Origin of the sequence: Methylobacterium sp. 1973 (genome assembly GCF_040545035.1) — a bacterium.
GTDB lineage: Bacteria > Pseudomonadota > Alphaproteobacteria > Rhizobiales > Beijerinckiaceae > Methylobacterium > Methylobacterium fujisawaense.
Map to the genome: position 1 here is coordinate 195,949 of NZ_JBEPLA010000008.1, position 26,508 is coordinate 222,456.

Consider the following 26,508-nt stretch of genomic DNA (forward strand, 5'->3'; position numbering starts at 1 on the left):
GAAGGGCAGGGGAGCCTGCCCGCGCGACAGGATGGACGCACCATGGCACGCCAGGACGTGAACGAAGCGCTCCTCGAAACCTCGTTCCTCTACGGCGCCAACGCCGCCTACATCGAGGAATTGCAGGCGGCCTACGCCCGCAACCCGTCCTCGGTGGATCCGGAGTGGCAGACCTTCTTCAAGGGGCTCGGCGAAGACGAGACCCTGGTCGAGAAGAACGCCGCCGGCGCCTCCTGGGAGAAGCCCAACTGGCCGGTGCCGCTAAACGGCGAGCTGGTCTCGGCGCTCGACGGCAATTGGGGTGCCCTGGAGAAGGCGGTCGGCGACCGCATCGTCGCCCGGGACGGCAAGGACGCCAAGGACGCGAAGCCCGGCAAGCCGCAGGATAGCGTCACCGCAACCACCGGCGTGTCTGTGGAGCAGGCGACGAAGGATTCGGTGCGGGCGATCATGCTGATCCGCTCCTACCGCATGCGCGGCCACCTGCACGCCAAGCTCGACCCGCTCGGGCTCGCCCCCCGCGGTGACCACGAGGAGCTGCACCCGCAGCATTACGGCTTCACCGAGGAATCCGACTGGGACCGCCCGATCTTCCTCGACAACGTGCTCGGCCTCCAGTTCGGCACGATCCGCGAGATCGTCGACATCCTGGAGCGGACCTACTGCCAGACGCTCGGCGTCGAGTTCATGCACATCTCCGACCCCGCCGAGAAGGCGTGGATCCAGGAGCGCATCGAGGGCAAGGACAAGGAGATCTCCTTCACGCCCGAGGGCCGCCGCGCGATCCTCAACAAGCTGATCGAGGCCGAGGGCTTCGAGAAGTTCCTGGACCTGAAGTACACCGGCACGAAGCGCTTCGGCCTCGATGGCGGCGAGTCGATGATCCCGGCGCTGGAGCAGATCATCAAGCGCGGCGGCGCGCTCGGCGTCCGCGAGATCGTGCTGGGCATGGCCCATCGCGGCCGGCTCAACGTGCTCACCAACGTGATGGCGAAGCCCTTCCGGGCGGTGTTCCACGAGTTCAAGGGCGGCTCGGCTTCCCCGGCCGAGGTCGAGGGCTCGGGCGACGTGAAGTACCATCTGGGCGCGTCCTCGGACCGCGCCTTCGACGGCAACAACGTCCACCTGTCGCTCACCGCCAACCCCTCGCATCTCGAGATCGTCGATCCGGTGGTGCTCGGGAAGGTCCGCGCCAAGCAGGACCAGTGGGCCAAACCCAACATCGAGCGTCGCACGGTGCTGCCGCTGCTGATTCACGGCGACGCCGCCTTCGCGGGCCAGGGCGTGGTGGCCGAGTGCTTCGGCCTGTCGGGCCTGAAGGGCCACCGCACCGGCGGCTCGATCCACTTCATCATCAACAACCAGATCGGCTTCACCACCGATCCGCGCTTCTCGCGCTCCTCGCCCTACCCGTCCGACGTCGCCAAGATGGTCGAGGCGCCGATCTTCCACTGCAACGGCGACGATCCGGAAGCCGTCACCTTCGCGGCCAAGGTGGCGGTCGAGTACCGGCAGAAGTTCGGCAAGCCGGTCGTGATCGACATGCTCTGCTACCGCCGCTTCGGCCACAACGAGGGCGATGAGCCGGCCTTCACCCAGCCGAAGATGTACCAGCGGATCCGCAAGCATCCCTCGGTGCTGGAGAATTACGGCCGCAAGCTCGTCGAGAACAGCTCCGTGACCCAGGAGGCGCTCGACGCCCGAAAGGCCGAGTTCCGCGGGATGCTCGACACCGAGCTCGACGTCGCCAACACCTACAAGGCCAACAAGGCCGACTGGCTCGACGGCCGCTGGTCCGGCGTGAAGGCGGTCCACGAGGACGTGGACGATCCGCGCCGGGGTCGCACCGCCGTGCCGGCCGAGACCCTGCAGGAGATCGGGCGCAAGATCACCCAGGCGCCGCCCGGCTTCCACCTGCACCGCACGATCCAGCGGTTCATGGACAACCGCGCCAAGGCGGTGGAGACGGGTGTCGGCATCGACTGGGCGACCGCCGAGGCCCTGGCCTTCGGGGCGACCCTGCTCGACGGCAACCGGGTCCGTCTCTCCGGCCAGGATGTCGAGCGCGGCACCTTCTCGCAGCGCCACGCGGTGGTGATCGATCAGGAGAACGAGCAGCGCTACACGCCGCTCAACGCCATCCGTGAGGGCCAGGCCTCCATCGAGATCATCAACTCGATGCTCTCCGAGGAGGCGGTGCTCGGCTTCGAGTACGGCTACTCCCTGGCCGAGCCGAACGCCCTGGTCCTCTGGGAGGCGCAGTTCGGCGATTTCGCCAACGGCGCCCAGGTGGTGATCGACCAGTTCATCGCGTCCGGCGAGCGCAAGTGGCTGCGCATGTCCGGCCTCGTGCTGCTGCTGCCGCACGGCTACGAGGGGCAGGGGCCGGAGCACTCCTCCGCCCGGCTGGAGCGCTACCTCCAGGCCTGCGCCGAGGACAACATGCAGGTCGCCAACGTCACGACGCCGGCGAACTACTTCCACATCCTGCGCCGGCAGCTGAAGCGCGACTTCCGCAAGCCGCTGGTGCTGATGACGCCGAAGTCGCTGCTGCGCCACAAGCGCGCCGTCTCCAGCCTCGACGCGCTGGCCGAGGGCTCGACCTTCCACCGCGTCCTCTGGGACGACGCCGAGGAGGAGGGCGCGCCGAACAAGCTCGTGCGCGACGACAAGATCCGCCGCGTCGTGCTGTGTTCCGGCAAGGTCTATTACGACCTGCTGGAGGAGCGGGAGAAGCGCGGGCTCAACGACATCTACCTGATGCGCGTCGAGCAGCTCTACCCGTTCCCGCTCAAGGCCCTGGCCAACGAGATGGCCCGCTTCCGCAACGCCGACGTGATCTGGTGCCAGGAGGAGCCCAAGAACATGGGCGCCTGGTCCTTCGTCGAGCCCTACCTCGAGTGGGTGCTCGGCCAGGCCGGCTCCGCGGTGAAGCGCGCTCGGTACGTCGGCCGTCCGGCCTCCGCCTCCACGGCGGTCGGCCAGATGTCGAAGCACCAAGCGCAGCTCCAGGCCTTCCTCAACGAGGCCCTGGCGGTCTGATCATCCGGCCATGGCCTATTTCCTGCTCCGTCTGGAACCGCCCCGCCCGAGCTTCCCGTTCGACGCGACGGAGGCCGAGAAGGCGCTGTTCTCGGCTCATTCCGGCTACTGGATGGAGCAGGCGGCCGCAGGGGCCGCCATCGCGGTCGGGCCCGTCTTCGAGTCCGGCGGCACCTGGGGCCTGGCCCTGGTCGAGGCCGACGACGCGGCCCAGGCCGAGGCGCTCGGCGAAGCAGATCCCGTCCTGATGGCGCAGGCAGGCTTCCGGTACACCGTCTCGCCCGTTCCATCCCTGATCCTGCGGCGCTGACGTCGCGGCCCGACATCCAGAGGAGGCCCCCCGCGGGGCAGAAGAGAGCATGGCAACCGACATCCTCGTCCCGACCCTCGGCGAATCCGTGAGCGAGGCCACGATCGGCCGCTGGTTCAAGAAGCCCGGCGACACGGTCGCGGCCGACGAGCCGATCGTCGAGCTCGAGACCGACAAGGTCACCCTGGAGGTCAACGCCCCGGCGGCCGGCGAGCTCGGCGAGATCCTGGTCAAGGATGGGGAGACCGTGGAGCCCGGCGCCCTGCTCGGCTCGATCGTCGAGGCCGGCGCGGCCGGCAGCGGCAAGAAGGCCGCCCCCAAGGAGGCCCCGAAGGAGGCCGCCGAGATCAAAGCCGAGAGCCGGAGCGAGACCCCGAAGGCCGCCGCCCCCGCGAAGGCCGAAGCGCCCGCCCAGGAATCCTCTGCCGGCTACGGCAACCACGGCGACGCCGCCGCTCCGGCGGCAGCCCAGCAGCGCCCGGTGGGCGACAACGGCCCGGCGGTGGCGAAGCTCGCCCGGGAATCCGGCGTCGACCCGTCGGCGGTCAGTGGCTCCGGCAAGGACGGCCGCGTCACCAAGGGCGACATGCTCGGCGCCATCGCCAAGGGTCCGTCGGCCGCGCCCGCCAAGGAGGCCCGACCGACCCTGCCGCGCGCGCCCTCGGCGCCGGACGACGCCGCGCGCGAGGAACGCGTGCGGATGACGAAGCTGCGCCAGACCATCGCGCGCCGCCTCAAGGACGCGCAGGACACGGCGGCGATGCTGACGACGTTCAACGACGTCGACATGTCGGCCGTGATGGCGATGCGCAGCCAGTACAAGGATATCTTCGAGAAGAAGCACGGCACGAAGCTCGGCTTCATGGGCTTCTTCACCAAGGCGGTGATCGGCGCCCTCAAGGACGTGCCGGCGGTCAACGCCGAGATCGACGGGCAGGACCTCGTCTACAAGAACTACTACCACATCGGCATCGCGGTCGGGACCGATAAGGGGCTCGTCGTGCCGGTGGTGCGCGACGCCGACGACCTGTCGATCGCCGGCATCGAGAAGAAGATCGCGGGCTTCGGCAAGAAGGCCCGCGACGGCAAGCTCTCCATCGAGGAGATGCAGGGCGGCACCTTCACGATCACCAACGGCGGCATCTACGGCTCGCTGATGTCGACGCCGATCCTCAACGCGCCGCAATCGGGCATCCTCGGCATGCACCGCATCGAGGAGCGCCCGGTGGTCCGGGCCGGCAAGATCGAGGCCCGGCCGATGATGTACCTCGCGCTGTCGTACGATCATCGCATCGTCGACGGTAAGGAGGCCGTGACCTTCCTGGTGCGGGTGAAGGAGGCGCTGGAGGATCCGGCGCGGCTCGTGCTGGACCTCTGAGGTCGTCATGTCGGGCGCTGAGAACAGGGTTGCGATCGTCACCGGCGGCAGCCGCGGCATCGGCCGGGCCGTGTCGCTGCTTCTCGCGGAGCGCGGCTACGCGGTCTGCCTGAGCTACGTGTCGGACGCCGCCGCAGCCAAGACCGTGGTGGACGCGATCACCGCCAAGGGCGGCAAGGCGCGCGCCGTGAAGGGCGATGTCGGCAGCGAGGCCGACGTCATCGCGCTGTTCAGGGCGGCCGACGGGCTCGGGCGCCTCGCGGCTTTGGTCAACAATGCCGGCGTCGTCGACGTGAAGTCCGACGTCGCCGACATGACCGAGGGCCGGCTCCAGCGGATGATGACAACCAACGTGGTCGGCAGCTTCCTGTGCGCCCGCGAGGCGGTCCGGCGGATGTCGACCAAGCGCGGCGGGGCAGGGGGCGCCATCGTCAACCTGTCCTCGGTGGCGGCGCGGCTGGGCGGCCCCGGTCAGTTCGTGGATTACGCCGCCTCGAAGGGGGCCATCGACGCGCTGACGATCGGGCTCGCCCGGGAGGTGGCCGCCGAAGGCATCCGGGTCAACGCGGTGGCGCCCGGCATCATCGCCACCGAGATCCATGCCAGCGGCGGCGAGCCGGACCGGGTGGAGCGCCTCGGCCCGGGCGTCCCGATGAAGCGGGCCGGCACCGCCGAGGAGGTGGCCGCACCGATCGTGTGGCTGCTCTCGGAGGAGGCCTCCTACACCACGGGCGCCATCCTCGACGTCGGCGGCGGCCGCTGAGCCTCAGCCCGACCTGACATTCCCTGCCCGTCTCACACGCGGCACGACCGAGCGGAAGCGAAGCCTCATGTCCTACGATCTCGTCGTCATCGGCACCGGTCCTGGCGGCTACGTGTGCGCCATCCGCGCGGCGCAGCTCGGCCTGCGGACCGCCGTGGTCGAGAAGCGCGCGACCCATGGCGGCACCTGCCTCAATGTCGGCTGCATCCCGTCCAAGGCCCTGCTGCACGCCTCCGAGGCGTTCGAGGAGGCCAACACGCATTTCGCCGATCTCGGCATCGATGTCGGCACGCCGAAGCTCGACCTGAAGAAGATGATGGCCTTCAAGGCCGAGGGCGTGGCGGGCAACACAAAGGGCGTCGAGTTCCTGCTCAAGAAGAACAAGGTCGAGACCTTCCACGGCACCGGTCGGATCGCGGGTGCCGGCCGGGTCGAGGTCGTGTCCGAGGATGGCGGCAACCAGATGCTCGAGACCAAGAGCATCGTCATCGCCACCGGCTCGGACGTGGCGCGGCTGCCCGGCGTCACCATCGACGAGAAGGTGGTGGTCTCCTCGACCGGCGCCCTGGAGCTCGACCGGGTGCCGAAGAAGCTCCTGGTCATCGGCGCCGGCGTGATCGGGCTGGAGCTGGGCTCCGTCTGGCGCCGGCTCGGCTCCGAGGTCACCGTGGTCGAGTATCTCGACCGGGTGCTGCCCGGCATGGACGGAGAGGTCGGCAAGCAGTTCCAGCGGATCCTGACCAAGCAGGGCATCGCCTTCAAGTTGTCCACCAAGGTGACCGGCGTCGAGGTCGGCAAGAAGGGCGGCGCGACCGTCACCGTGGAGCCGGCCGCGGGCGGCGCGGCGGAAACGCTCCAGGCGGACGCGGTCCTCGTCTGCATCGGCCGGGTCCCCTACACGGAGGGCCTGGGCCTCGACACGGTGGGCGTCCAGCGGGACGACAAGGGCCGGATCCTCACGGACTCGCACTACGCCACCAACGTCACCGGCATCTACGCCATCGGTGACGTGATTGCCGGCCCGATGCTGGCCCACAAGGCCGAGGACGAGGGCGTCGCGGTGGCCGAGATGCTGGCCGGCCAGTCCGGCCACGTGAATTACGGCGTGATCCCGAACGTGGTCTACACGTTCCCGGAGGTCGCCTCGGTGGGCAAGACCGAGGAGGAGTTGAAGAAGGACGGCGTCGCCTACAATGCCGGCAAGTTCCCCTTCACGGCCAACGGCCGGGCCAAGGCGAACGGCACCACGGACGGCTTCGTGAAGGTGCTGGCCGACGCCCAGACCGACCGGGTGCTGGGCGTGCACATCGTCGGCGCGGATGCCGGCAACCTGATCGCCGAGGCGGCGGTGGCGATGGAGTTCGGTGCCTCCTCGGAGGACATCGCCCGGACCTGCCACGCGCATCCGACGCTGACCGAGGCCGTCAAGGAAGCCGCCCTGGCGGTGAGCAAGCGCGCGATCCACGTCTGAGTGGCGGGCGGACGCACGAGCGTCCATCCGCAGGGGCGCTGGCACAAGGGGCGGCTCTCCGAACTGCCCCTTGTCCTGAGTCGCCGGAGCGCAGCGCAGACCATGAGGCAGGGCGCCGGAGACCGTCCCGCTCCCCAAAGCCCCCTTCGAGGACCGCTTCGCGGGCACCTCAGGATGAGACTGGGAGATCGCGGCCGCCTGCCGGCGGCGGGATCAGGCGATCTTGCGCCGGGAGTTCGGCAGGTCGGCGATCCGCAGGAGGGCGCTCGGTGCGGGCGGCGCCGTCAGGGCGTTGAGCAGGTAGGGCCTGCGCAGGCCCAGGGCGTTGTGCAAGGCGAGGTCGATGTCGCGGGCGTAGAACGGCATTCGCAGGACCGCATCGACGCCGAAGTAGCGGCCGGCCTGGGCGACGGGCTCCAGCTCGGACGTCGTCAACAGTGTGATCCGGGTCGGAAGGCTGAGGGGCTGGATCTGGCAGGCCAGTTCGAGCCCGTCGATGCCACCGAGCTTCACGTCGATGAAGGCGAAGTCGTAGGCGGCAAACTTCAGCTGCCTGAGGGCGTGGCGTCCGTCATCCGTCTCGTCGAGGTCGATGGCGAAGCCGCTGCGCGCCACGACGCGGCTGATGGCCGAGCGCCCCGCCGGGGTCGAGCAGGCGAGCAGAGCCCGGGTCGGGGCGCGGCGCCGGGCATCGGCGTGGAGCAGCTGCTCGATATGGCCTGGATCGAGGGGGGTCTTCAGGACCTCGTAGGCCCCGAGGCTGGTGGCGATCTCCTGCCAGTGCGGCAGGACGCGGGTGGCGACCAGAACCAGACAGGGCGGCTCCGCACCCGCGCGACGCGCCACGGCGACGGCTTCGGGCCCGCTCAGGTCGTCAAGCTGAAGCCCGACGAAGGCCAGAGTCGGGCGGTGACGCAGCAGGATGTCGCAGAGCGCCTGACCGGAGGTCGCCTCGTCGATCACGGCGCGTGGATCGAAGCGCAGGACGATCTCTCGCAGGGAGAGGCGCCGGCCCGGATCGCAATCCGCGATCACGACACGTGCCGGCGCCCCTCCGTCCTCAAGCTCCATGACGCCCGCCCAAGCCGATCCGAATGTTCATGCTCATAGTGGCTGAAGATCGTGACGAAGCTCTTAAAAAGTGCGGTTGTGCAATGAGCCGATCGGATGACGCGTCTATAGATGATGTTGAACAGCCCCGAAGTCGAAACTTCCAGCACTCTTGATCAGCGACCCGCCCGGGGATGGGCCGCCGCGTAGGCGCTCATGAGACGGGCGGCATCGACCTGGGTGTAGAGCTGAGTGGTGGACAGGGAGGCGTGGCCGAGGAGTTCCTGGATCGCGCGCAATTCACCCTGGCGGGCCAGCAGATGGGTGGCGAAGGAGTGCCGCAGGGCGTGCGGCGTGGCGCTGTCGGGCAGGCCGAGGGCTCCCCGCGCGCGGGCCACCGTATACTGGATGATCCGCGGCGACAGGGCCCCCCCGCGCGCGCCGACGAAGAGCGGCCCCTCCGGCGGCAGCGGCAGCGGGCAGGCGGCGAGGTAGTCGGCCACGGCCTGCGCCACCACGGGCAGGATCGGCACCATGCGCTGCTTGCCGCCCTTGCCGAGCACGGTGACCTGGTCGACCCCGGGCAGGGGCGCGTCGCGGCGAGTCAGTCCGAGGGCCTCGGAGATGCGCAGGCCTGCGCCGTAGAGCAGCGCCAGCACGGCGGCATCCCGGGCGAGAACCCAGGGCGCGCGTTCCTCGCCGGCGCGAATCGCCGTGTCGGTCAACGCCACGGCGGCGCTGACGGGCAGGGGTCGCGGAAGCCGCCGCGGAACCTTGGGCGAGCGCACGCCGCCCAGGGCCGAGACGGTGCCGAAGCCCTCGCGTTCGAGGAAGCGTGCGAAGGAGCGCAGGCCCGCGAGCATGCGCATCAGCGAGCGCCCGGAGACCTCCTCGGCCCGGCGCGCCGCCATGAAGGCGCGGATGTCCCGCACCTTCAAGCCGACGAGCATCGGGATGGTCGGCGTGCTCTGCCGCGACGCGAGGTGGTGGAGAAACTGACGGAGGTCACGCCCGTAAGCCTCGACGGTGTTGGGCGACATTCGCCGCTCGCGGGCCAGCCCCTCGATCCAGGCCTGGACGGCCGCGCGGAGGCGGGCATCGCCCGGAAACAGCAGCCGATCGCCTTCGGTTTCGTGCGCGCTCATGGTGCCACTCGACCGGATCATCCTTGCTGGGAGCTTAAGACCCTGCCTTGGTGAAACCGGGTGTTCACGATACGTACGGCAGCCTCGGGCCGTTCACCGAGCCGTGGAGCCCCATGACAACCCCCATCCGCATCCTCGGCATCGATCCCGGCCTGCGCCGCACCGGCTGGGGCCTGATCACCGCGCAGGGCACGAAGCTCACCTACGGCGATTGCGGCGTCGTGACCTCGGACGGCGACCTGCCGCTGGCCCTGCGCCTGCGCGAGCTGTTCGAGGGGATCAGCCGCATCGTCGAGACCGTGCGGCCCGACGAGGTCGCCGTGGAGGAGACCTTCGTCAACAAGGACGCGCAGGCGACGCTCAAGCTGGGTCACGCCCGGGCGATGGCGCTGGTGGTGCCGGCCCTCGCCGGCCTGCCCGTGTTCGAATACGCCGCGAACCTGATCAAGAAGACCGTGGCGGGCTCCGGTCACGCCGAGAAGGTACAGATCCAGGCGATGGTGCGCTTCCTCCTGCCGAAGGCCGAGTTCCGCGTGGCGGACGCCGCCGACGCGCTGGCCATCGCGATCACCCATGCCAGCCATCGGGACGCCCACGCCCTTCGGCAGGCGCATCTGCCGAAGGGCAAGCGCCGCACGCTCACCGGCCAGGCGGCCGCGGGACAGGGGCTCGAAGGGAAGGGATTCTCCGCCGCCGCAGCCGCGCGCATCGAGGCCGCATTGGCGAAACAGGGCTGACGGGATCGGGAAGAACTTGGTGGGGGAAGTAGGACTCGAACCTACGAAGCTTACGCAGCGGATTTACAGTCCGCCCCCTTTGCCGCTCGGGACATTCCCCCAAGGCAGGTTTCTCACCCGCGGCGCCCTTATGGTGAGGGGGCGGCCGGGTGTCAACGCTTATGGTGAGCTGATCCGCGTTGGCGCGTGCGGCAACCGTGGAGAGCGGTGCGGTTTCGATCGATCGCACCGCGCGAGCGCCTCCCTGTCCGCCCCTCCGGGACGGGGACGAAAACGCGAACGTTCCGCGACTCCAGGGATTCACAAAGGAATCCGGATCGGCCACGGTGCGCGGATGTCATCCTGCTTCGCCAGTCCTTGACCCGCCCCGCCCCGTCTCTGCGGTCCCACCAGCGCACGCTGATGGCCCTGGTCGCGGCCATGGCGCGCGGCGAGGCGGCCCATGTCCGGAAGATCCTGGCCGCGGTGACGCCGGGCGGCGGCAAGTCGCTGCTGCCGGTGATCGCCGCGCACGGGCTGATCGCCGCCGGGCTCGTCGAACGCGTGGTCTGGGTGGTGCCGCGGGATTCCCTGCGATTGCAGGCGGAGGAGGCTTTCGCCGACCCACTCTGGCGCGCCGCGTTCGGGCACGCTCTCAGCGTGCGGGCGGCGGACAACGAGCGCGACCCGGCGCGGGGTCTGGCCGGCTACGTCACCACCTATCAGGCGGTCGCCGCCGCCCCGGCGCTCCACCTCGCGGAAGCCCGGGCGCACCGGACCCTGCTGGTCGTCGATGAGGTCCATCACCTGCCGGTGCCCGGACGGCCCGGCGCCGACGAGAACGCCGCCGAGGACGCGGAAGCGGGGGCGTGGTCCCGCGCGATGCTGCCCGTCATGGAGGCAGCGACCGTTCGCCTCTACCTGTCCGGGACGCTGGAGCGCGCGGACGGGCGACGCATCCTCGGCCTGCCCTATCAGCCCGCCGCGCCCGGCCGCGGGCCGGATCTCGACCTCGACGCGCCCGGCCTCGCGGTGATCGGCTATTCGCGGGCCCAGGCGCTGGCCGAGCGGGCGGTGCTGCCGGTGACCTTCGGCGCCATCGACGGCGAGGCCAGCTGGCTGGAGGGCGGCCGGATCGCCGGCGACAGTCCGCGGGTCGGCCCGCACCGGCTGGGTGCGGGCTCGGTCCGGATCACCACCCGGCCGGCCCTGTTCACCGCCCTGCGGACCGGCTTCGCCCGCGACCTGCTGAGCGAGGCCTTCTTCGCCACGAAGCGCCTGCGTGCCCGGCGCCGGGCCGAGCGGGATCTCCCGCCCGGCGAGCCGGCCCGGGGGCTCGGCAAGCTCCTCGTGGTGGCGCCCGATCAGGCGAGCGCGCGGGCCTACCTCGCCACCCTGCGGGACTGGATGCCGGCCGGGCAGGGCGAGCGCGACGTCCGGCTCGCGACCTCCGGCCAGGGCGACGCCCACGCGGCGCTCGCCGCGTTCCGGCTCACGCCGGAACCGGCCGTGCTGGTGACGGTGGCCATGGCGTATGAGGGCCTCGACGCCCCCGAGGTCGCGGTGGTCGCAGCGCTGACCCATATCCGCTCGCGGCCCTGGCTGGAGCAAATGCTCGCCCGGGCCACCCGGGTCGATCCGCATGCGGGCCCCTACGACGGGCAGCAGGCCCTGATCTTCCACCCCGACGACCCGCTCTTCGCCCGGTTCCGCCTGGAACTGGAGACCGAGCAGGGCAGCAGCGTGCGGCCGCCCCGCGAGCGGCCGGCGAGCGCCATCGTGCCCGAGCGGACCCGCTGGCGCGACGACGAGCCGGCCGGGATCACGCCCCTGGAGAGCAACGCGATCGGGCTGCGCTACGCCCTGCTGCGCCCCCGCCTGCCCGAGCCTGTCCCCACGACACCCGCGCCCGAACCGCCGTCGATCACCGAGCGGACCCTGCGCCAGCGGCTCGCCGCCGCGGTGGCGGCCCAGGCGGTCGAGGACGAGACGTCCCTGCGGGTGCCCCGCGGCGGCAACCTCGCCCACCGGTACAACGCCGTGCTCAAGCGCGTCCTCGGCAAGGGGCGTGCGACCATGACCCTGCCCGAGCTGGAGGCGGCCTTGTCCTGGCTTGAACGCAACCGCCTCGCCGACCATCTCGACTGCCTCGACGGCGATGCCCGCTACGCGTGGTCCGCCCGCCAGCGCCGCGGCCGCTGGCAGCCGGAGCGCGCCGCCGGCCGCTGAACCGGCGCGGGAGGGAGAGAGCCGTGACCGAGAGCCTGCCCGCCGCCTTCACCGCGACACTCTCGGCGCCCGAGCCGCCGCCCGGCTGGCCCGCACCGCTCGCCGCGCTCTGGTGGCTCGCCCACGATCCGTCCGGACCCGCCTCCGCCGCCTGGGACCGGGCCCACCGCCTCGTTCAGGACGCCGCCGGGCCCGATGCCGCCTGGGTGCACGCCCATCTCCACAGGATCGAGGGCGATGACGGCAATGCGCGCTACTGGTACGGCCGCGCCGGCCAGCCGGGCCCGCACGGCACGCTCGCGCAGGAGCGGGCCGCGCTCGTCGGCGCCCTCTTTAAGCCGATCTGATCGCCCGGCCCCCGCCGAGTCTCGGAACGCCCGGCCTCACAGCCAGTTGAATGGCCGCCCGGTGCGGAGATCGGGCCTCGATCATCGGAGCGGATCCATGAGCCTTCTCGGCAGCATCGTCAGCAAAATCCTCCATCCGTTCGGCGGGGGTAGCGCGGACGCGGCCCCCGCCCCCTCCGGCGGTACGACCGGCACGAGCGCCCCGTCCACCCCGTCGGCCCCCGGCACCGCCGGCGGCGAACCCGTGGACGTCGCGGCGGTCCTCACCGGCCTCGCCGAGAAGAACCCGCAGAAGCTCGACTGGCGCCACTCGATCGTCGACCTGATGAAGCTGCTGGGCCTCGATTCCGGTCTCGCCTCGCGCAAGCAGCTTGCCGACGAGCTGCACTACACCGGCGACAAGGACGATTCGGCCAGCATGAACATCTGGCTGCACAAGCAGGTCATGCAGAAGCTCGCCGAGAACGGCGGCAAGGTTCCGGACGATCTGAAGCACTAGATCGCCCGTTTCATCTTACCTGAGCATCGCCGCGGGCAGCCTGTGACGGCAGCCCGCGGCACTGTCCCGGACGATGCGAGCGGGAGAAGCGAGGCTGCCAAGCGCCTGCGCTTGTCCCCGGCAGCGGGCCTTGCAGCGGCCCTGTCCTTTCCGATCACATGGATCGCATCACACAGCGCCGAATCACGGGGCGCCGGGGAGCGATCGGTCATGTCCATACCGATGGGGCATCACAGGGACCCATTCCGAGGGCTGCACCTCGCACCCATCGCCGCCGCCGTCGCCCGCGGCGATCTCGCCGGCATCGCCGCGCTGGCCCCGGGCGTGAACCTGTCCGACCGCGGCGACCAGAACATGACCCTCCTCGAATGGGCGATCTGGAACGGGCAGCCGCGCGCATTGTCCGCGCTTCTCGAGGCCGGCGCCGACCCGTCCGAACCGGGCCTCGACCAAGAGACCGTCATGCACATGGCGGCGATGGTCGAGGATCCGCACTATCTGGAGATCCTGCTGCGGCACGGCGCGCCGGTCGATCCCGTGAGCGTGCCCCGTCACTGGACGCCCCTGTTCCGTGCAGTCCAGAATCGCCGGCAGGCACAGATTGCGTCGCTGCTTCAGGCCGGCGCGGACCCGAACCGGGTCGATGACACCGGCAATTCCCTGCTCCATCTGGCAGCGCAGGTCGGTGCGGCCAACCCGTGGGTGCTGAGGCTGCTTCAGGCCGGCCTCGACCCGACGCTGCGCAATGCACAGCAGAAGACATTCCAGCCGTATTTCTTCACGACGCCCGATCATCTGCTGAACGATGCCGCGCGGCAGACCCGCTCCGCCGTCCGCACTTGGCTGATCAATCACGACATCCCGCTGGACGAGGCGCGCTGACGGAACCTCCACAGGGTCCGATGCGACAGCGCGGCCAAGGCATGCCCGGGCCGGCCACGCCCCATCCGTCCGATCCGCCGCGAAGCCCCCGCGGCACTTCGCATCGGCGGGGGGCCGAGAGGCACACGCCTCCCCCCGGCTCTCGCCCGTCAGCGCCCGGTGCGGACCCGAGTCCAGAGCCGGGTGACGAAGCGCTGGGTGCGGTCGTCCCAGGCGGTGTTGATCGACAGGCGCTGCATCGTCGCCTCGTCCGGGTAGATTCCGGTATTGTTCAGGATCTCGGGCTTCACGAATTTCTTCGCCGCGAGGTTGCCGCTGGCATAGGACACGAAGTTGGTGTTGGCCGCCGCCACATCGGGCCGCATCATGTAGTCGATGAAGGCCAGGGCCTCGGCCGGGTGGGCGGCATCCTTTGGGATCGCGAAGGTGTCGAACCACATCAGCGCACCCTCTTTCGGCACCACGTAGGCGATGTCGATCCCGTTCTTGGCCTCCTCGGCCCGGCGCTTGGCCTGCATGATGTCGCCGGAATAGCCCACCGCCAGGCAGATATCGCCGTTGGCCAGCGCCTGGATGTATTCCGACGAGTGGAACTTCCGCACGGCGCCGCGCACCTTGTAGAGGGCGTCGGTCACCAGGGTCAGGTCGTCCCAGCGCTTCGAATCCGCCTTGGCGCCGAAGACCGGGAGCAGGCTGGGGATCAGATCCTCGGGGCTGTCGAGCATCATGATCCCGCACTCCTTCAGCTTGTTCGCCGAAGCGGGATTGAGGACGACGCTCCAAGAGTTCAGCGACGCATTGGGACCCAGCCGCTCGCGGACGGCGGCGACGTTGTAGCCGATACCGGTCGTGCCCCACATGTAGTCGACGGCATAGGTGTTGCCGGGGTCGTAGGCCGCCAGCCGGCTGGTGACCTCCGGCCAGAGATTGCCGAGGTTCTTGAGCTTGGACTTGTCCAGCGGCAGGAAGGCGCCGGCCCGGATCAGCCGCTGCAGGTAGGGCCCCGACGGCACGACGATGTCGTAGCCGGACCGGCCGGCGAGCAGCTTGGTCTCCAGGATCTCGTTGTTGTCGTAGGTGTCGTAGACGACCTTGATGCCGGTCTCGCGGGTGAAGGCCTCAAGCACCTTCGGGTCGATGTAATCCGACCAATTGTAGATGTTGACGACCCGCTCCTCGGCGGCCGGGGCGGGCCGCACGAGGGGCAGGGCCGCCAGGACGCCTCCCAGCAGGGCGGCCGCGGCGGCCGCCAGCACCGAGCGACGGCGGCCGCTCATCGGCTCTTCGCGGCCACGATCACGATCTCCACGAGGTACTCGGGCGCCGCGAGCTTGGCCTCGACGGTGGCGCGCGCCGGCGGGTTCTCCGGGGAGACCCAGGCATCCCACGCGGCGTTCATCTCCGCGAAGGTGGCGATGTCGGCGAGGTAGATCGTGGCCGCGAGGATGCGCGCCTTGTCGCTGCCGGCAGCGGCCAGGAGACGGTCGATCTCCGACAGGATCTGCTGGGTCTGGATCGTCACCCCGGTGCCGACCGTGTCGGACGCGACCTGACCGGCGAGATAGACCATGTCGCCGAAGACGACGGCCTGCGACATCCGCTTGCCCGGCTCGATCCGCTGAATGTCCATACCCGCCTCCACAACCTTGAGAACCGGCGTATCTGCCGTCGCACCCACCTGGCCGTAAAGGGCCACACACGCACGCACCGCTGGAACACGCGGAAAATCGTCACCGCGGGGCAGGGTGCGGGCAACCGTCGCGGGTCTCGAAGCGTTCTGCCGCCATCGACAGTCATGCTTTGGGGTTTGTCATGGGTATCCTCTGGACCATCATCATCGGTTTCCTCGCGGGCGTCATCGCCAAGTTTCTCATGCCGGGACCGAATGAGCCGGCGGGCTTCATCCTGACGACGATCCTCGGCATCGTCGGCGCCTTCGTGGCGACGTTCCTCGGCCAGGCCGTGGGCTGGTACGGGCCGAACCAGGGAGCGGGCTTCATCGGCGCCATCGTGGGCGCCGTGGTGGTTCTGTTCATCTACGGCATGATCGCCGGCCGCCGCACCACCACCTACTGATCCTTCCGGCCGACCCGGAAACGATGAGGGGCGCCCCGCGGGGCGCCCCTTTTTTTGTCGTCCGATCGGCCTGCGCGCTCAGAAATGCTCGGAGGCGGCCTTCACGGCGCAGTGGCCGGTCGCGCCACGCACCGCCAGGCCGACGCCGACGACGAGCGCCAGCAGGCTCAGAAGCTTGTTGGGCCGCGGCTGCGCGGCCACGGCCGCGATCCCGAGCCCGAGAGCCACCGAGACAGCGCGCTCGGTGGTGGAGATGTTCGGCTCCCCGCTGAAGATGTCGTGCATCATGTCGTTGGCCATGGACGGATCCCTGTTGTGAAGGTCGCCGGTCGAACGCGGGCGCGCCGGCTGCGTTCCCTTCGCCGTTGGACGGGGCGACCGCGGATGCCGCCGGACCCGTCGCGCAGGGTGTCGGACGCGGCGGCGATCCTGGTCCTCGCTTACGCTCCCGGTGTTCCAGCGCGGCGCCCTAGCGCTACGCCGGCCCGTGACCGGCCGCGGCGAGGCTGCGGGTGCTCGACGACGCCGTGGACCGCCCGCCGGGCCGGAGACTCCGCGGGCCGTGCTGCGGCGCCTCGCGGAGGCCGCGCATGCGTGTCCTCCGGACTGGGTGATCGCCCTCGCGGAGCACCGGTCGCCGTCGATCAGGCCTCTTACATATCGAAGGCGCAGGGCCTGTATCCGCCGTTTGGCCTTCGGCTGGCGCCCTTGTCCGCGTGGATCGCGCAGACGCGCGATGTCCTGAAACCCGGAACGGCTTGGGCCGTCGCCCCACTCGCGAGATGACGAGCGACGGGCGCTGATCGCCAAGACGGGCCATGCGCAGGCGTGGCAGCGACGTCCGCTTCGGTGCGTGTACAGCCGGGACGTGAACCGTCGCGAAGCCACCCATCGCAGCCCCCATGCGGTCGAACCGGGCAGGCTCCATTCAAGTGCGCGTCGCCGCGCCCGCGATGAGGGAGGGGGCACCGCTCCGGGCGGAGGCGGGGCGATGCGCCATGAAAAAGGGCGCGGCCCCGAAGGACCGCGCCCATCTGAACCATCCCGCGCCGGCCGAAGCCCGCACGGGGTGCGTCCCCGCGCTTACTCGCCCGCCTCGCGGCGGCGCTCGCCGCGGTGGCGGCCGCCCTCGCGGGGCTCGCGGGACTCGCCGTCCCGCTCGCCGCGGCTGGAATCGCGCTCGGCCTTCACCTTCTCGGTGATGTCCTCGCCGGTCTGCTGATCGACGACCTTCATGGACAGGCGGATCTTGCCGCGGTCGTCCTGACCGAGGAACTTCACCTTGACCTTGTCGCCCTCCTTGACGACGTCCTGCACCTTGGCGACCCGCTGGGCGGCGAGTTCCGAGATGTGGACGAGGCCGTCCTTGGCGCCGAAGAAGTTCACGAAGGCACCGAACTCCATGCACTTCACGATCGTGCCGTCGTAGATCACGCCGACCTCCGGCTCCGCCACGATCGAGCGGATCCAGTTGTAGGCCGCCTTGATCGCCTTGCCGTCGGCCGAGGCGATCTTGACGATGCCGGTATCCTCGATGTTGATCTTGGCGCCGGTCTTCTCGACGATCTCGCGGATCACCTTGCCGCCGGTGCCGATCACGTCGCGGATCTTGTCGGTCGGGATCTGCATCGTCTCGATGCGCGGCGCGTACTCGCCGAGCTCCGGACGGGCAGCGGTCAACGCCTTGGCCATCTCGGCCAGGATGTGGGCGCGCCCGTCCTTCGCCTGGTCGAGGGCGACCCGCATGATCTCCTCGGTGATGCCGGCGATCTTGATGTCCATCTGGAGCGAGGTCACGCCCTCGTCCGTGCCGGCCACCTTGAAGTCCATGTCGCCGAGGTGATCCTCGTCGCCGAGGATGTCGGACAGGACCGCGAAGCGCTCACCCTCGAGGATGAGGCCCATGGCGATGCCGGCCACGGGACGGCGCAGGGGCACGCCCGCGTCCATCAGCGACAGCGAGCCGCCGCAGACCGAGGCCATCGAGGACGAGCCGTTCGACTCGGTGATCTCCGACACGACGCGGATCGTGTAGGGGAACTCGTGGGCCGGCGGCAGGACCGGGCGGATCGCCCGCCACGCCAGCTTGCCGTGGCCGATCTCGCGACGGCCGGGGGAACCCATCCGGCCGGTCTCGCCGACGGAATAGGGAGGGAAGTTGTAGTGAAGCAGGAAGCGCTCCTTGTAGGTGCCTTCCAGCGAGTCGATGAACTGCTCGTCCTCACCGGTGCCGAGCGTGGCGACCACGAGGGCCTGGGTCTCGCCGCGGGTGAACAGCGACGAGCCGTGGGCGCGGGGCAGGACGCCGACTTCGGAGACGATCGGGCGGACCGTCTTCAGGTCACGGCCGTCGATGCGCGAGCCGGTGTCGAGCACGTTCCAGCGCACGACCTTCGACTGGGCTTCCTTGAAGGCGGCCTTGACCTTCTCGGCCGGGAACTTCTCGGCACCCTCGGGGCAGAGGGCGGCCATCACCTTCGCCTTCACGGCGTCGACGGCGGCGTAGCGCTCCTGCTTGACGGTCTTGGTGTAGGCGGCGCGCAGCTCCGTCTCGCAGATCTCCAGGACCGCCTTCTCGACGTCGGCGTTCTCGGGGGCCTTGAAGTCGCGCGGCTCCTTGGCGGCCTTCTCGGCCAGGCGGATGATCGCCTCGATCACCGGCTGGAAATGCTTGTGGCCGAACATCACGGCGCCGAGCATCACGTCCTCGGAGAGTTCCTTGGCCTCCGACTCGACCATCAGCACCGCGTCCTGCGTGCCGGCGACGACGAGATCGAGGCTGGATTCCTCCTTGGTCTCGGTGACCAGCGGGTTCAGCCGGTAGCCGCCGTTGATGTAGCCGACGCGGGCGCCGCCGATCGGGCCCATGAACGGGACGCCCGACAGGGTCAGGGCCGCGGAAGCCGCCACCATGGCGACGATATCGGGATCGTTCTCGAGGTCGTGGGTCAGGACGGTGACGACGACCTGCGTGTCGTTGCGCCAGCCCTCGACGAAGAGCGGACGGATCGGGCGGTCGATCAGGCGGGAGACCAGGGTCTCCTTCTCGGAGGGACGGCCCTCGCGCTTAAAGTAGCCGCCGGGGATGCGGCCGGCCGCGTAGGCCCGCTCCTGGTAGTTCACGGTGAGCGGCATGAAGTCGATGCCGGGCTTGGGCTCCTTCGTGGCGACCACGGTGGCGAGCACCGAGGTCTCGCCGTAGGTGGCGACCACGGCGCCGTCGGCCTGACGGGCGACCTTGCCGGTCTCGAGGACGAGCTTGCGGTCGCCCCACATCAGCTCTTCGCGTTGAACGTCGAACATTCTTGATCTCTTCCTTGCCTGCGACGGGCCTGGCCCGGCGCCGCCCGGGGGCAAGACGGCGCGACACTTCCCGCTGAAGTGTCGTGCGATCCTGCCCCGATGCCGGCGCCTCGAAGCGGCCCGTTTGTCGGGAGGCCGGACCCATTCCGGCAGCCCGCGATGGTGAAACGCGGCCCCGGGCCGGGCCCGGAACCGCGCGAAACGCGCCTTAGCGGCGGATGCCGAGACGCTCGATGAGGGCGCGGTAGCGGGCCTCGTCCTTGCGCTTGACGTAGTCGAGCAGCGAGCGGCGCTGCGAGACCAGCTTCAGGAGGCCGCGGCGGGAATGGTTGTCCTTGCCGTGGGTCTTGAAGTGGCCGGTCAGGTTGGTGATCCGCTCGGTGAGGATCGCCACCTGGACCTCGGGGGACCCGGTGTCCTTGGCGTCCTTGCGGTGTTCCTTGATGAGCGCGGTCTTGCGCTCTGCCGTGATCGACATCGCATGCCTTTCGGGTTGTGCTGGTCGGATGCGGCGCCCCGTTCGGGCGCGCGCGGGCTCGGCGTTCGGCCGGTGCCGGGATGTCGTCCAGCACGGTCACAGCGCCAAGCGGCTCAAGCCCCGCCCGGTAACCCGGGTCGAGGCCGCGCGATCCATACACGAAATCGGCAATTATGCCAGCCCTCGGCGAAGCGGTCGCGACTGGACCGTACTCGCGGCGACCCGCTTGCCGGCCCCGCCGGGCCGGGCCGGGTCGTGCAAAGCCGCGGCCCCCTGGCGCAGCACCCGTCCGGGAACGGGCATCGGGCTCGCGACGCCCCCGCGGCCCTGGCCCCGACAGGCGGAACGCTCGTGGAAACGGCCCCGATCCTGCGCAAGGACAGGGCGCGAAGCCGCCGCACCAAGGGGCCCCGGATTTTCCAAGGGAACGGTTAACGCGTGCATGGTAGCCGAGCCGGAGCACGAAACGCGGCCCGGCGATGAACGGCACCCTCTCGGATGCGTGCGGCGTCGTGGTGGCGACGCTGCTCGGCATCCCCCTCGTCCTCCTGCCGGGCTACGCCCTGGGCAGGCTGACCGGCATCCTCGGCTTCCGTGCGCTCGCGGCCGGCGACCGCCTGCTGTGCGGGGCGCTCCTCGGGATCGGGCTCCTGCCCGCCCTCGACAGCCTGGTGATCCAGGCAGCGGGCGTCCCGGCTGCGGCACTGGCGAATGGCGTGTTGGGACTCGCCGCGCTGCTTCCGGCCCTGCGAAGCCTGCGGACGTCCCTCAACCGGGCGGTCCTGGCGCTCGCCGCACTCTGGCTCGGCGTCGTGGCCTATGCGCTGATCGACATCGACACCGGCACCGCCCTCTATCAGCCCGTGACGGTCATCGACCTCGTCAAGCACGCGGCCCTCACACGGGCGATCGTCACGCATGGGCTTCCGCCCGTGGATCCCTTCTTCGCCCGGCCCGATCGGGCGGGCTACTACTATGAGTTCTATACGCTGACCGCGCTGGTCGACGGGGTCGGAGGGCGCCTCGTCGACGGGCGCACCGCCTTCGCGGGGCTGGCCTTCTGGACCGGTCTCGCGCTCCTCGGCCTGCTGGACCGGCTCCTGGCCGCGACCGGCCTCCTGGGAGACGCCGCGCCCCGGCTCGTCCGCCGCGCGGTGCTGTTGTTGCTGCCGGCGGGCGGCCTCGACATCCTGCTGGTCCTCGCCGATCGGGCCGCGTCCGGGACCTGGCTGCCGATTCCCGAATGGGTGAACGAGCAGGTCCTCAACTGGCCCGCCTCCCTGGTCTGGGTGCCGCACCACGTGGCCGGCGCCCTGGCCGGATGGCTCGGCCTCCTGGCGCTGGCCGAGGTGGCCGACCGCACGCAGCCGAGTCGGCATACGGAAGCCGTGGCGATCGGTGTCGCGGGCCTGGCCTTCGCGGCCTGCGCGGGCCTGTCGGTCTGGGTCTGTCTCGGCACGGCGACCGCCGCGGGGATCTGGCTGGTGCTGCTGGGCCTGGAGCGCCGCTGGCGCGCCGCGGCCCGGTTGGCGGTCGCCGGCCTGCTCAGCGCCGCGCTGGCCGCGCCCTGCCTGCTGAGCATCCTGGCCAACCGGACCGATGGTGGCTCGCCGATCCGATTCGCGATCCGGCGATTCGGGCCCCTCGACGGGCTCGTCGACGAGCCGGCCCTGAGCGCGCTCGGAATCGTCCTGCTGCCGCTGAACTACTACGTGGCGCTGGGCGTCTTCGCCGCCGGGACGCTGCTGTTCTGGCGGCTCGTCCCGCGCCGTGAAGCGCATGCCCGGGAGGCGGGACGGTTGCTCACCCTCTGCGCAGCGGCCAGCCTGCTCCTCGGCGGCTTCCTCCGCTCGGCGATCCTCAACAACGACCTCGGTGCCCGCGTGGTCCTGCTGGCGCAGGTCGCGGCCCTCGTCTGGACCGTCGTGGCCCTGAGCCGCCTGGTCGAGGCGCGGCGACTCCGGTTCCCCGGCCTGCTCGCCACGCTGTTGATCCTCGGATACGCGACGACCCTCTACGGCTTCGTCGGGATGCGCGCCTATTCCGCCTCCGACCGGCCCGCCTTCGCCCGCTTGGCCGGCCGTCCCGACATCGACCGGGCGCTGCGCGCGGCCTATGCCTGGGCCGGCCTGCACCTGCCTCGGGATCTGGTGCTGCAGCAATCACCGGTGCCGCGGCGGGTGTTCGATTTCGGCCTCTACGGGCTCCAGCCGACGGGAGTGGCCGACGCAGAGGCGCGGCTGTTCGGCGCCCCGCCCGAGGCCGTAGCGTCCCGGCTCGCCGATGTCGCGCCGATCTTCCGCGACCGCCTGGACGGTCGCGAGGTGCGCCGCCGGGCCGAAACGGCCGGGATCGGCGCCCTGGTCGTCACCGCGCAGGATACCCCCTGGAGCAGCCCGGATTCCTGGGTCTGGCGGCACCAAGCGGTCTATGCCGATCCACTCGTCCGGATCCTGCGGGTCGAGGATCTTCATGACTGACGCCGGCTCCAGGCCCCCCGCAGGCCGGCGCGCCGGACAGGTCGTGCGCTGGCTCTGCGCCCAGGCGCTGCTTCAGGCTGGCGCCGTCGCCCTCGGCCTCGGCTGCTTCGTGCTGCTGTTCCAGACGGATCTCTGGTCCGGCGTGACCATCCTGTTCTACCGCGGCCTGATCCTGCTGGGCGTGGCCTTCCTGCTGACCCTGGCGGCGACGGCGGCGCTGGCCGGCCTCGGCCGGGCCTGGGGGCTGCGCCGCCGGGACGCCCTCGGCGCCTGCGTCCTGTCGCTGGCCCTCAACCTGAGCGCCTTCGTGATCCTGCCGGTGACGGTCGACCGCTCGATCAGCGTGTTCTTGCTCGGCCAGATGGCGGCCCATCCCGAGGAGCGCTTCACCCCGGAGCGGGCGCGGACGGTGTTCGAGACGGTCTATCTCGGCGCCTTCCGGCAGATGGAGCGGCGCCTGTCCGAGCAGCAGGCCTCGGGCAACGTCGCGCAGACGGCCGACGGCTACGTCATCACCCCCCAGGGCCGCGCCTTCATCCGCTTCTGCGGCCTCGTGGCCCGGGCATTCCGGACCGACACCCGGATGATCGATGCCGCAGCGTCCGCCCCGTCTGCCGCCCGCGATCCGGCAGCGCCCGACGGGTCCGCGGGCGTGGTACCGCGATAGGCTGGTCCGCCAACGACAGGACTTGGACCGGACCGGATTTGGTCACGCCTCCGGGGAGGCCGGCATCCCGGCATGGACTGTGCCAGATGACCATCCGGGCGAGGGAGAAGGGACGCGATGGCGGATCCCGCGATGACCAGGAATGAGCGTGCGGATGCCGGGGAGGGGCGTGAGCTCGCCCGGAGCCTCACCGCTCCGGGCCTCGTCGCCATCGGCCTCGGCGCCACGATCGGCGCCGGCATCTTCGTGCTGACCGGAACGGCGGCGGCGCAGTATGCGGGTCCCGCGCTCAGCCTCTCCTTCGTGATCGGCGGCATCGCCTGCGGCTTGGTCGGCCTGTGCTACGCCGAATTGGCCGCCATGATCCCGGAGGCGGGATCCACCTACACCTACACCCGCGCCAGCCTCGGCCGCCTCCCCGCCTGGATCATCGGCTGGGACCTCGTCCTCGAATTCGCCGTGGCGGCGGCGACCGTGGCGGTCGGCTGGTCCGGCTACGCGCAATCCCTCGCGGCGGAGTTCGGCCTGCATCTGCCGCCGGCTTTGGCCAGGGCCCCCGGCGATGGCGGGCTCGTCAACCTGCCGGCCGTCGGCATCGTGCTGCTGCTCAGCGCGCTCCTGATGCGCGCGACGAAGCAGGCTTCCCTGGTCAACGGGCTGCTGGTCGCCTGCAAGGTCGCGATCATCCTGGCCTTCGTGGGCGTCGGCGCCGCCCATCTCCGGCCCGAACTCTGGCACCCCTTCGTGCCCGAGAATACCGGCGCCTTCGGCGCCTATGGCTGGAGCGGCGTGTTCCGCGGCGCCGCGGTGGTGTTCTTCGCCTTCGTGGGCTTCGAGACCGTGGCGACGGCCGCGGGCGAGTGCCGGGCGCCGCAGCGCGACGCGCCGGTCGGCCTGATCGGATCGCTCCTGATCACCACGATCCTGTACGTGGCCATGGCGGCCGTCCTAACCGGCCTCGTGCCCTATCGCGATCTGAACGTTGCCGACCCGGTGGCGAAGGCGGTGGACGTGATCGGCCTGTCGGGGTTCTCGACCGTGATCAAGGTCGGCGCCCTGATCGGCCTGACGACCTCGGCGCTGACCGCCCTCTACGGACAGAGCCGGATCTTCTTCGCCATCGCCCGGGACGGACTCCTCCCGGAGATCTTCTGCCGGGTCCATCCGGTCACGCGGGTGCCCGTGGCGAGCCAGCTCGTCATCGGCGTGTTCACCGCTGGTGTCGCGGGGCTCGTGCCCATCGACGTGCTCGGCGAGATCGTCAGCATCGGCACGCTCCTGGCCTTCTGCCTCGTCTGCGCCACGGTGCTGATCCTGCGCCGCACCGCCCCGGACCGGGCGCGTCCGTTCCGCGTGCCGGCGGTGACGCTCACGGCGGGGCTCGGGATCCTGTCCTGCGTGACGCTGATGGCCGCCCTTCCGGCCGACACCTGGATCCGCCTCGCGATCTGGCTGGCGATCGGCCTCGCGATCTACGCCGGCTACGGCCGGCGGCACGCCCGGTTCAGCCGATCAGGTTGATCGTGGCCTGCGTGAGCGTTTTGATCGACGACGAGGCGTTGAGGCTGAGCTCGTAGTTCCGGATCACCCGCTGCAGGTCGGCCGATTCCACCGCGATGTTCACGTTCGGCAGGCGGACATAGCCCTGGAGGTCGGCACCGGGATTGGTCGGGTCGTAGCGGCTGCGGAAGCCGGTGGTGTCGCGGACGATCCGGCCGACCGGGTCTCCGGGGGCGTCGGCGACCACGGGGGCGAACACCGCGATCTTGCGCGCATAGGGGGCGCCGCCGGGGGTGGTCGGGACCGAATCGGCGTTGGCGAGGTTCTCGGAGATCGCGCGGATCCGCCCGCTCTGCACCTGCCGGCCGGCGGCCAGCGCGCTGGAGGCCGAGTGGAGGGCGCTGGAATCCGGCATGCGCGGGCCCTGTCGACGGCGAGGATCTGACCGAAACCTTGCCGAACAGCCTTAACCCGCGGTTAAGACGCCCGGGCGGAGAGGCTCAGCGCCTCGCGGAGATCCTGCCCATCCGTCAGACGCAGCCCGCGGCGGCGCAGGGAGGCCAGCATCGCGCGGTCCGGGAATGGGCAGTAGGGCAGCACCGGCTCGGTCCGCCCCTCGGGCAGGCTACCGGTCCGGTCGATCGTGTCGAGCAGCCCGTCCAGCATGCCGCGCCCGTGGGCATGCAGCGCCACGGCGGCCCGGGTGGCGGTGGTGCCGGCAGGCAGCGGCACGGCTTCCTGGGCGAGGATCGCCCCGGTATCGATCGCGGCCGCCAGCCGGTGCAGGGTCATGCCGAAGCTGCCGGGGCCCTCGGCGAGGGCGTGGATCGTCGGCACCGGACCGCGGTGGCGCGGCAGCAGGCCGGGATGTCCGTTGATGCCGCCGAGCCGCGCCAGCCCGATCGTCTCGGGCTTGAGGATCTGGTCGAAATGGTAGGTGAGGATCAGGTCCGGCGCCGTGTCCCGCAGGGTCCGCGCGACCTCGGGACCGTTGACTTCGTCGACCGTCACGGTCGGGATGCCCATGCGGCGGCACAGGGTCTTGAGCGGTGTCGCCTCCGGCGCATCGCCGCTTCCGGACGCCGCCTGGGTCAGGGGCGCCAGGGGGCGCAGCAGGTCCGGCAGGCCGAAATTGACCGCCAGATACGGCAGGATCCCGGTGCCCGAGCGCGCGAGGTGTCGCCGGATCTGGCCCGTGAGGCCGCCGCTCGAGGGCCGCTCGGCATTGGAGAGGCCCACGAACGCGATGTCGGCCCGGTAATCGGCGACGAGCCGGCGCACCACGCGGGCGTTCGGCAGCGCCTCCAGGACGAACAGCGCGATCCGGGGCCGCGCCATCAGCGCCGCTTCCGGCGCTGGAATCGGAAGGCGTAGAGACCGGCCTTGCGGACGTTCTCCGGCAGGAGCAGCACGGTGCGGGCGAGCGCCGTGAGGATGAAGGGGAAGGCGATCACGTCGCGGTTGGCCGCGATGCCCTTGGCGATGCGCACGGCGGCCGCCTCGGCACTGATCTCGAGGGGGCGCCAGCCCTTCAACTCGCCGCCCATCGGCGTCTTCACGTAGCCGGGCGTGACGACGTTGACCTTCACGCCCCGGGGCGCGACCTTCTGGCGCAGGGCGAGGCCGTGGGCGACGAGCGCCGCCTTGGCGCCGCTATAGGCCGGCGCGTCCTGAAGCGGCGCGTAGGCCGCCAGCGACGACAGCAGCACGATCTGACCGCGCCCGCGCTCCAGCATCCGCGTCAGGGCGGGCAGCATCACGTTGAGCGAGCCGGTGTAGTTGATGTCCGCGGTCTCGAAGGCGACGTCCTCGGCCTCCACCTGGCCCTCTTGATTGCCGCCGTTCACCGCCGCATTGGCGATGACGAGGTCGAGGGGCGCCTCCGTGTCCGACTGCCGCACGAGCGCCACCGTGGCGGCCCGGTCGCGGGTGTCGAGGCGGGCGGTCTCGGCGGTGGCGCCGCTGGCACGGCAGTCGCGGGCGACCGCCTCCAGGCGTTCGGCGTTGCGTCCGACGAGGACGAGGCTCACGCCGGGTTGCGCGTAGTGGCGCGCCAGCGCGGCGCCGATGCCGCTCGACGCGCCGGTGATCAGAATGCGGGGCATGGGGCGGGTTACGCCGCCGCGCATGGAAAGATCAAGGTCGTGAAAGACTCACCGGCGGCGAAAGCCG

24 protein-coding genes and 1 tRNA gene are annotated in these 26,508 nt (G+C 70.6%); 14 read left to right on the top strand and 11 right to left on the bottom strand.

The features are described 5' to 3' along the window. Positions 1-42 precede the first annotated feature (42 nt). The 5 genes from ABIC70_RS17385 (at position 43) to lpdA (ending at position 6,964) form a co-directional block, all read left to right on the top strand. Positions 43-3,042, top strand: coding sequence for a 2-oxoglutarate dehydrogenase E1 component (locus ABIC70_RS17385; protein ID WP_043388850.1), 3,000 nt, complete (start codon positions 43-45; stop codon positions 3,040-3,042). Between the two features lie 10 nt (positions 3,043-3,052). Beyond that, on the top strand, positions 3,053-3,352 hold the full coding sequence (locus ABIC70_RS17390; RefSeq protein ID WP_043388853.1) for a YciI family protein: 300 nt from the start codon (positions 3,053-3,055) through the stop codon (positions 3,350-3,352). A 49-nt stretch (positions 3,353-3,401) separates the two neighbouring features. Continuing rightward, positions 3,402-4,730, top strand: coding sequence for a 2-oxoglutarate dehydrogenase complex dihydrolipoyllysine-residue succinyltransferase (gene odhB, locus ABIC70_RS17395; RefSeq protein ID WP_075379766.1), 1,329 nt, complete (start codon positions 3,402-3,404; stop codon positions 4,728-4,730). Between the two features lie 7 nt (positions 4,731-4,737). Then, entirely contained in the window at positions 4,738-5,493 is a 756-nt protein-coding gene (locus tag ABIC70_RS17400) for an SDR family oxidoreductase (RefSeq protein ID WP_354440318.1), read from the top strand. A 67-nt stretch (positions 5,494-5,560) separates the two neighbouring features. After that, positions 5,561-6,964 carry a dihydrolipoyl dehydrogenase gene (gene lpdA, locus ABIC70_RS17405; RefSeq protein ID WP_043756043.1) on the top strand — a complete coding sequence of 468 codons (1,404 nt, stop codon included), beginning with the start codon at positions 5,561-5,563 and terminating at the stop codon, positions 6,962-6,964. Positions 6,965-7,177: 213 nt separating this feature from the next. Here lpdA and ABIC70_RS17410 read toward each other — a convergent pair whose 3' ends face one another. Then, a complete protein-coding gene (locus ABIC70_RS17410) occupies positions 7,178-8,035 on the bottom strand; it encodes a response regulator (protein WP_043354938.1) in 858 nt (285 codons plus the stop codon). Positions 8,036-8,190: 155 nt separating this feature from the next. Further along, positions 8,191-9,159, bottom strand: a complete 969-nt coding sequence (locus ABIC70_RS17415) for a tyrosine recombinase XerC (protein WP_043388863.1) — start codon at positions 9,157-9,159, stop codon at positions 8,191-8,193. A gap of 113 nt (positions 9,160-9,272) precedes the next feature. On the opposite strand from ABIC70_RS17415, the gene ruvC reads away from it, so the two are divergent. Beyond that, entirely contained in the window at positions 9,273-9,896 is a 624-nt protein-coding gene (gene ruvC / locus ABIC70_RS17420) for a crossover junction endodeoxyribonuclease RuvC (RefSeq protein WP_043388865.1), read from the top strand. A gap of 17 nt (positions 9,897-9,913) precedes the next feature. Here the strand turns inward: ruvC and ABIC70_RS17425 are convergent. Beyond that, positions 9,914-9,997: transfer RNA gene (locus tag ABIC70_RS17425), tRNA-Tyr, on the bottom strand. A 256-nt stretch (positions 9,998-10,253) separates the two neighbouring features. Here ABIC70_RS17425 and ABIC70_RS17430 point away from each other — a divergent pair. The 4 genes from ABIC70_RS17430 (at position 10,254) to ABIC70_RS17445 (ending at position 13,832) form a co-directional block, all read left to right on the top strand. Beyond that, positions 10,254-12,104: a DEAD/DEAH box helicase gene (locus ABIC70_RS17430; protein ID WP_075379769.1), complete on the top strand. Its 1,851-nt coding sequence runs from the start codon at positions 10,254-10,256 to the stop codon at positions 12,102-12,104. A 23-nt stretch (positions 12,105-12,127) separates the two neighbouring features. Continuing rightward, positions 12,128-12,451, top strand: coding sequence for a hypothetical protein (locus tag ABIC70_RS17435; RefSeq protein WP_043388869.1), 324 nt, complete (start codon positions 12,128-12,130; stop codon positions 12,449-12,451). Between the two features lie 97 nt (positions 12,452-12,548). Next, complete coding sequence (locus ABIC70_RS17440) at positions 12,549-12,950, top strand: DUF3597 domain-containing protein (protein WP_043388871.1); 402 nt, start codon at positions 12,549-12,551, stop codon at positions 12,948-12,950. 210 nt (positions 12,951-13,160) lie between these two features. Next, positions 13,161-13,832, top strand: coding sequence for an ankyrin repeat domain-containing protein (locus ABIC70_RS17445; protein WP_279899660.1), 672 nt, complete (start codon positions 13,161-13,163; stop codon positions 13,830-13,832). 149 nt (positions 13,833-13,981) lie between these two features. Here ABIC70_RS17445 and ABIC70_RS17450 read toward each other — a convergent pair whose 3' ends face one another. Both ABIC70_RS17450 and ABIC70_RS17455 read right to left on the bottom strand, forming a co-directional pair. Continuing rightward, complete coding sequence (locus ABIC70_RS17450) at positions 13,982-15,109, bottom strand: polyamine ABC transporter substrate-binding protein (RefSeq protein WP_278306671.1); 1,128 nt, start codon at positions 15,107-15,109, stop codon at positions 13,982-13,984. Continuing rightward, entirely contained in the window at positions 15,106-15,462 is a 357-nt protein-coding gene (locus ABIC70_RS17455) for a RidA family protein (protein ID WP_043354990.1), read from the bottom strand. The genes ABIC70_RS17450 and ABIC70_RS17455 overlap by 4 nt, the downstream gene beginning before the upstream one ends. Positions 15,463-15,644: 182 nt before the next feature. Between ABIC70_RS17455 and ABIC70_RS17460 the strand changes: the two genes are divergently transcribed. After that, positions 15,645-15,908, top strand: a complete 264-nt coding sequence (locus tag ABIC70_RS17460) for a GlsB/YeaQ/YmgE family stress response membrane protein (RefSeq protein ID WP_043354988.1) — start codon at positions 15,645-15,647, stop codon at positions 15,906-15,908. A gap of 78 nt (positions 15,909-15,986) precedes the next feature. On the opposite strand, the gene ABIC70_RS17465 is transcribed toward ABIC70_RS17460, so the two are convergent. The 3 genes from ABIC70_RS17465 to rpsO form a co-directional block, all read right to left on the bottom strand. Further along, positions 15,987-16,208 carry a YgaP family membrane protein gene (locus ABIC70_RS17465; protein WP_043354986.1) on the bottom strand — a complete coding sequence of 74 codons (222 nt, stop codon included), beginning with the start codon at positions 16,206-16,208 and terminating at the stop codon, positions 15,987-15,989. 783 nt (positions 16,209-16,991) lie between these two features. Then, positions 16,992-19,211 (bottom strand): polyribonucleotide nucleotidyltransferase, encoded by a 2,220-nt coding sequence (gene pnp / locus ABIC70_RS17470; RefSeq protein WP_043388877.1) that lies wholly within the window; start codon positions 19,209-19,211, stop codon positions 16,992-16,994. Between the two features lie 208 nt (positions 19,212-19,419). Beyond that, positions 19,420-19,689, bottom strand: coding sequence for a 30S ribosomal protein S15 (gene rpsO / locus ABIC70_RS17475; protein WP_012317943.1), 270 nt, complete (start codon positions 19,687-19,689; stop codon positions 19,420-19,422). A gap of 479 nt (positions 19,690-20,168) precedes the next feature. On the opposite strand from rpsO, the gene ABIC70_RS17480 reads away from it, so the two are divergent. The 3 genes from ABIC70_RS17480 (at position 20,169) to ABIC70_RS17490 (ending at position 24,357) form a co-directional block, all read left to right on the top strand. Continuing rightward, positions 20,169-22,169, top strand: a complete 2,001-nt coding sequence (locus ABIC70_RS17480) for a hypothetical protein (protein WP_354440323.1) — start codon at positions 20,169-20,171, stop codon at positions 22,167-22,169. Next, positions 22,162-22,836 carry a hypothetical protein gene (locus tag ABIC70_RS17485; protein ID WP_051044722.1) on the top strand — a complete coding sequence of 225 codons (675 nt, stop codon included), beginning with the start codon at positions 22,162-22,164 and terminating at the stop codon, positions 22,834-22,836. The genes ABIC70_RS17480 and ABIC70_RS17485 overlap by 8 nt, the downstream gene beginning before the upstream one ends. Before the next feature lie 132 nt (positions 22,837-22,968). Then, positions 22,969-24,357: an amino acid permease gene (locus tag ABIC70_RS17490; protein WP_436265850.1), complete on the top strand. Its 1,389-nt coding sequence runs from the start codon at positions 22,969-22,971 to the stop codon at positions 24,355-24,357. Here the strand turns inward: ABIC70_RS17490 and ABIC70_RS17495 are convergent. From ABIC70_RS17495 to ABIC70_RS17505, 3 genes are all read right to left on the bottom strand, one after another. Then, the gene (locus tag ABIC70_RS17495) at positions 24,341-24,751 is read right to left on the bottom strand and encodes a flagellar basal body rod protein FlgC (protein ID WP_043348870.1); all 411 of its coding nucleotides are present in this window, start codon (positions 24,749-24,751) and stop codon (positions 24,341-24,343) included. The genes ABIC70_RS17490 and ABIC70_RS17495 overlap by 17 nt on opposite strands. A 62-nt stretch (positions 24,752-24,813) precedes the next feature. After that, the gene (locus tag ABIC70_RS17500) at positions 24,814-25,674 is read right to left on the bottom strand and encodes a formyltransferase family protein (protein WP_354440326.1); all 861 of its coding nucleotides are present in this window, start codon (positions 25,672-25,674) and stop codon (positions 24,814-24,816) included. After that, positions 25,674-26,441: an SDR family NAD(P)-dependent oxidoreductase gene (locus tag ABIC70_RS17505; protein ID WP_043348866.1), complete on the bottom strand. Its 768-nt coding sequence runs from the start codon at positions 26,439-26,441 to the stop codon at positions 25,674-25,676. Before ABIC70_RS17505 ends, ABIC70_RS17500 begins: the two co-directional genes overlap by 1 nt. Between the last annotated feature and the right edge of the window lie 67 nt (positions 26,442-26,508).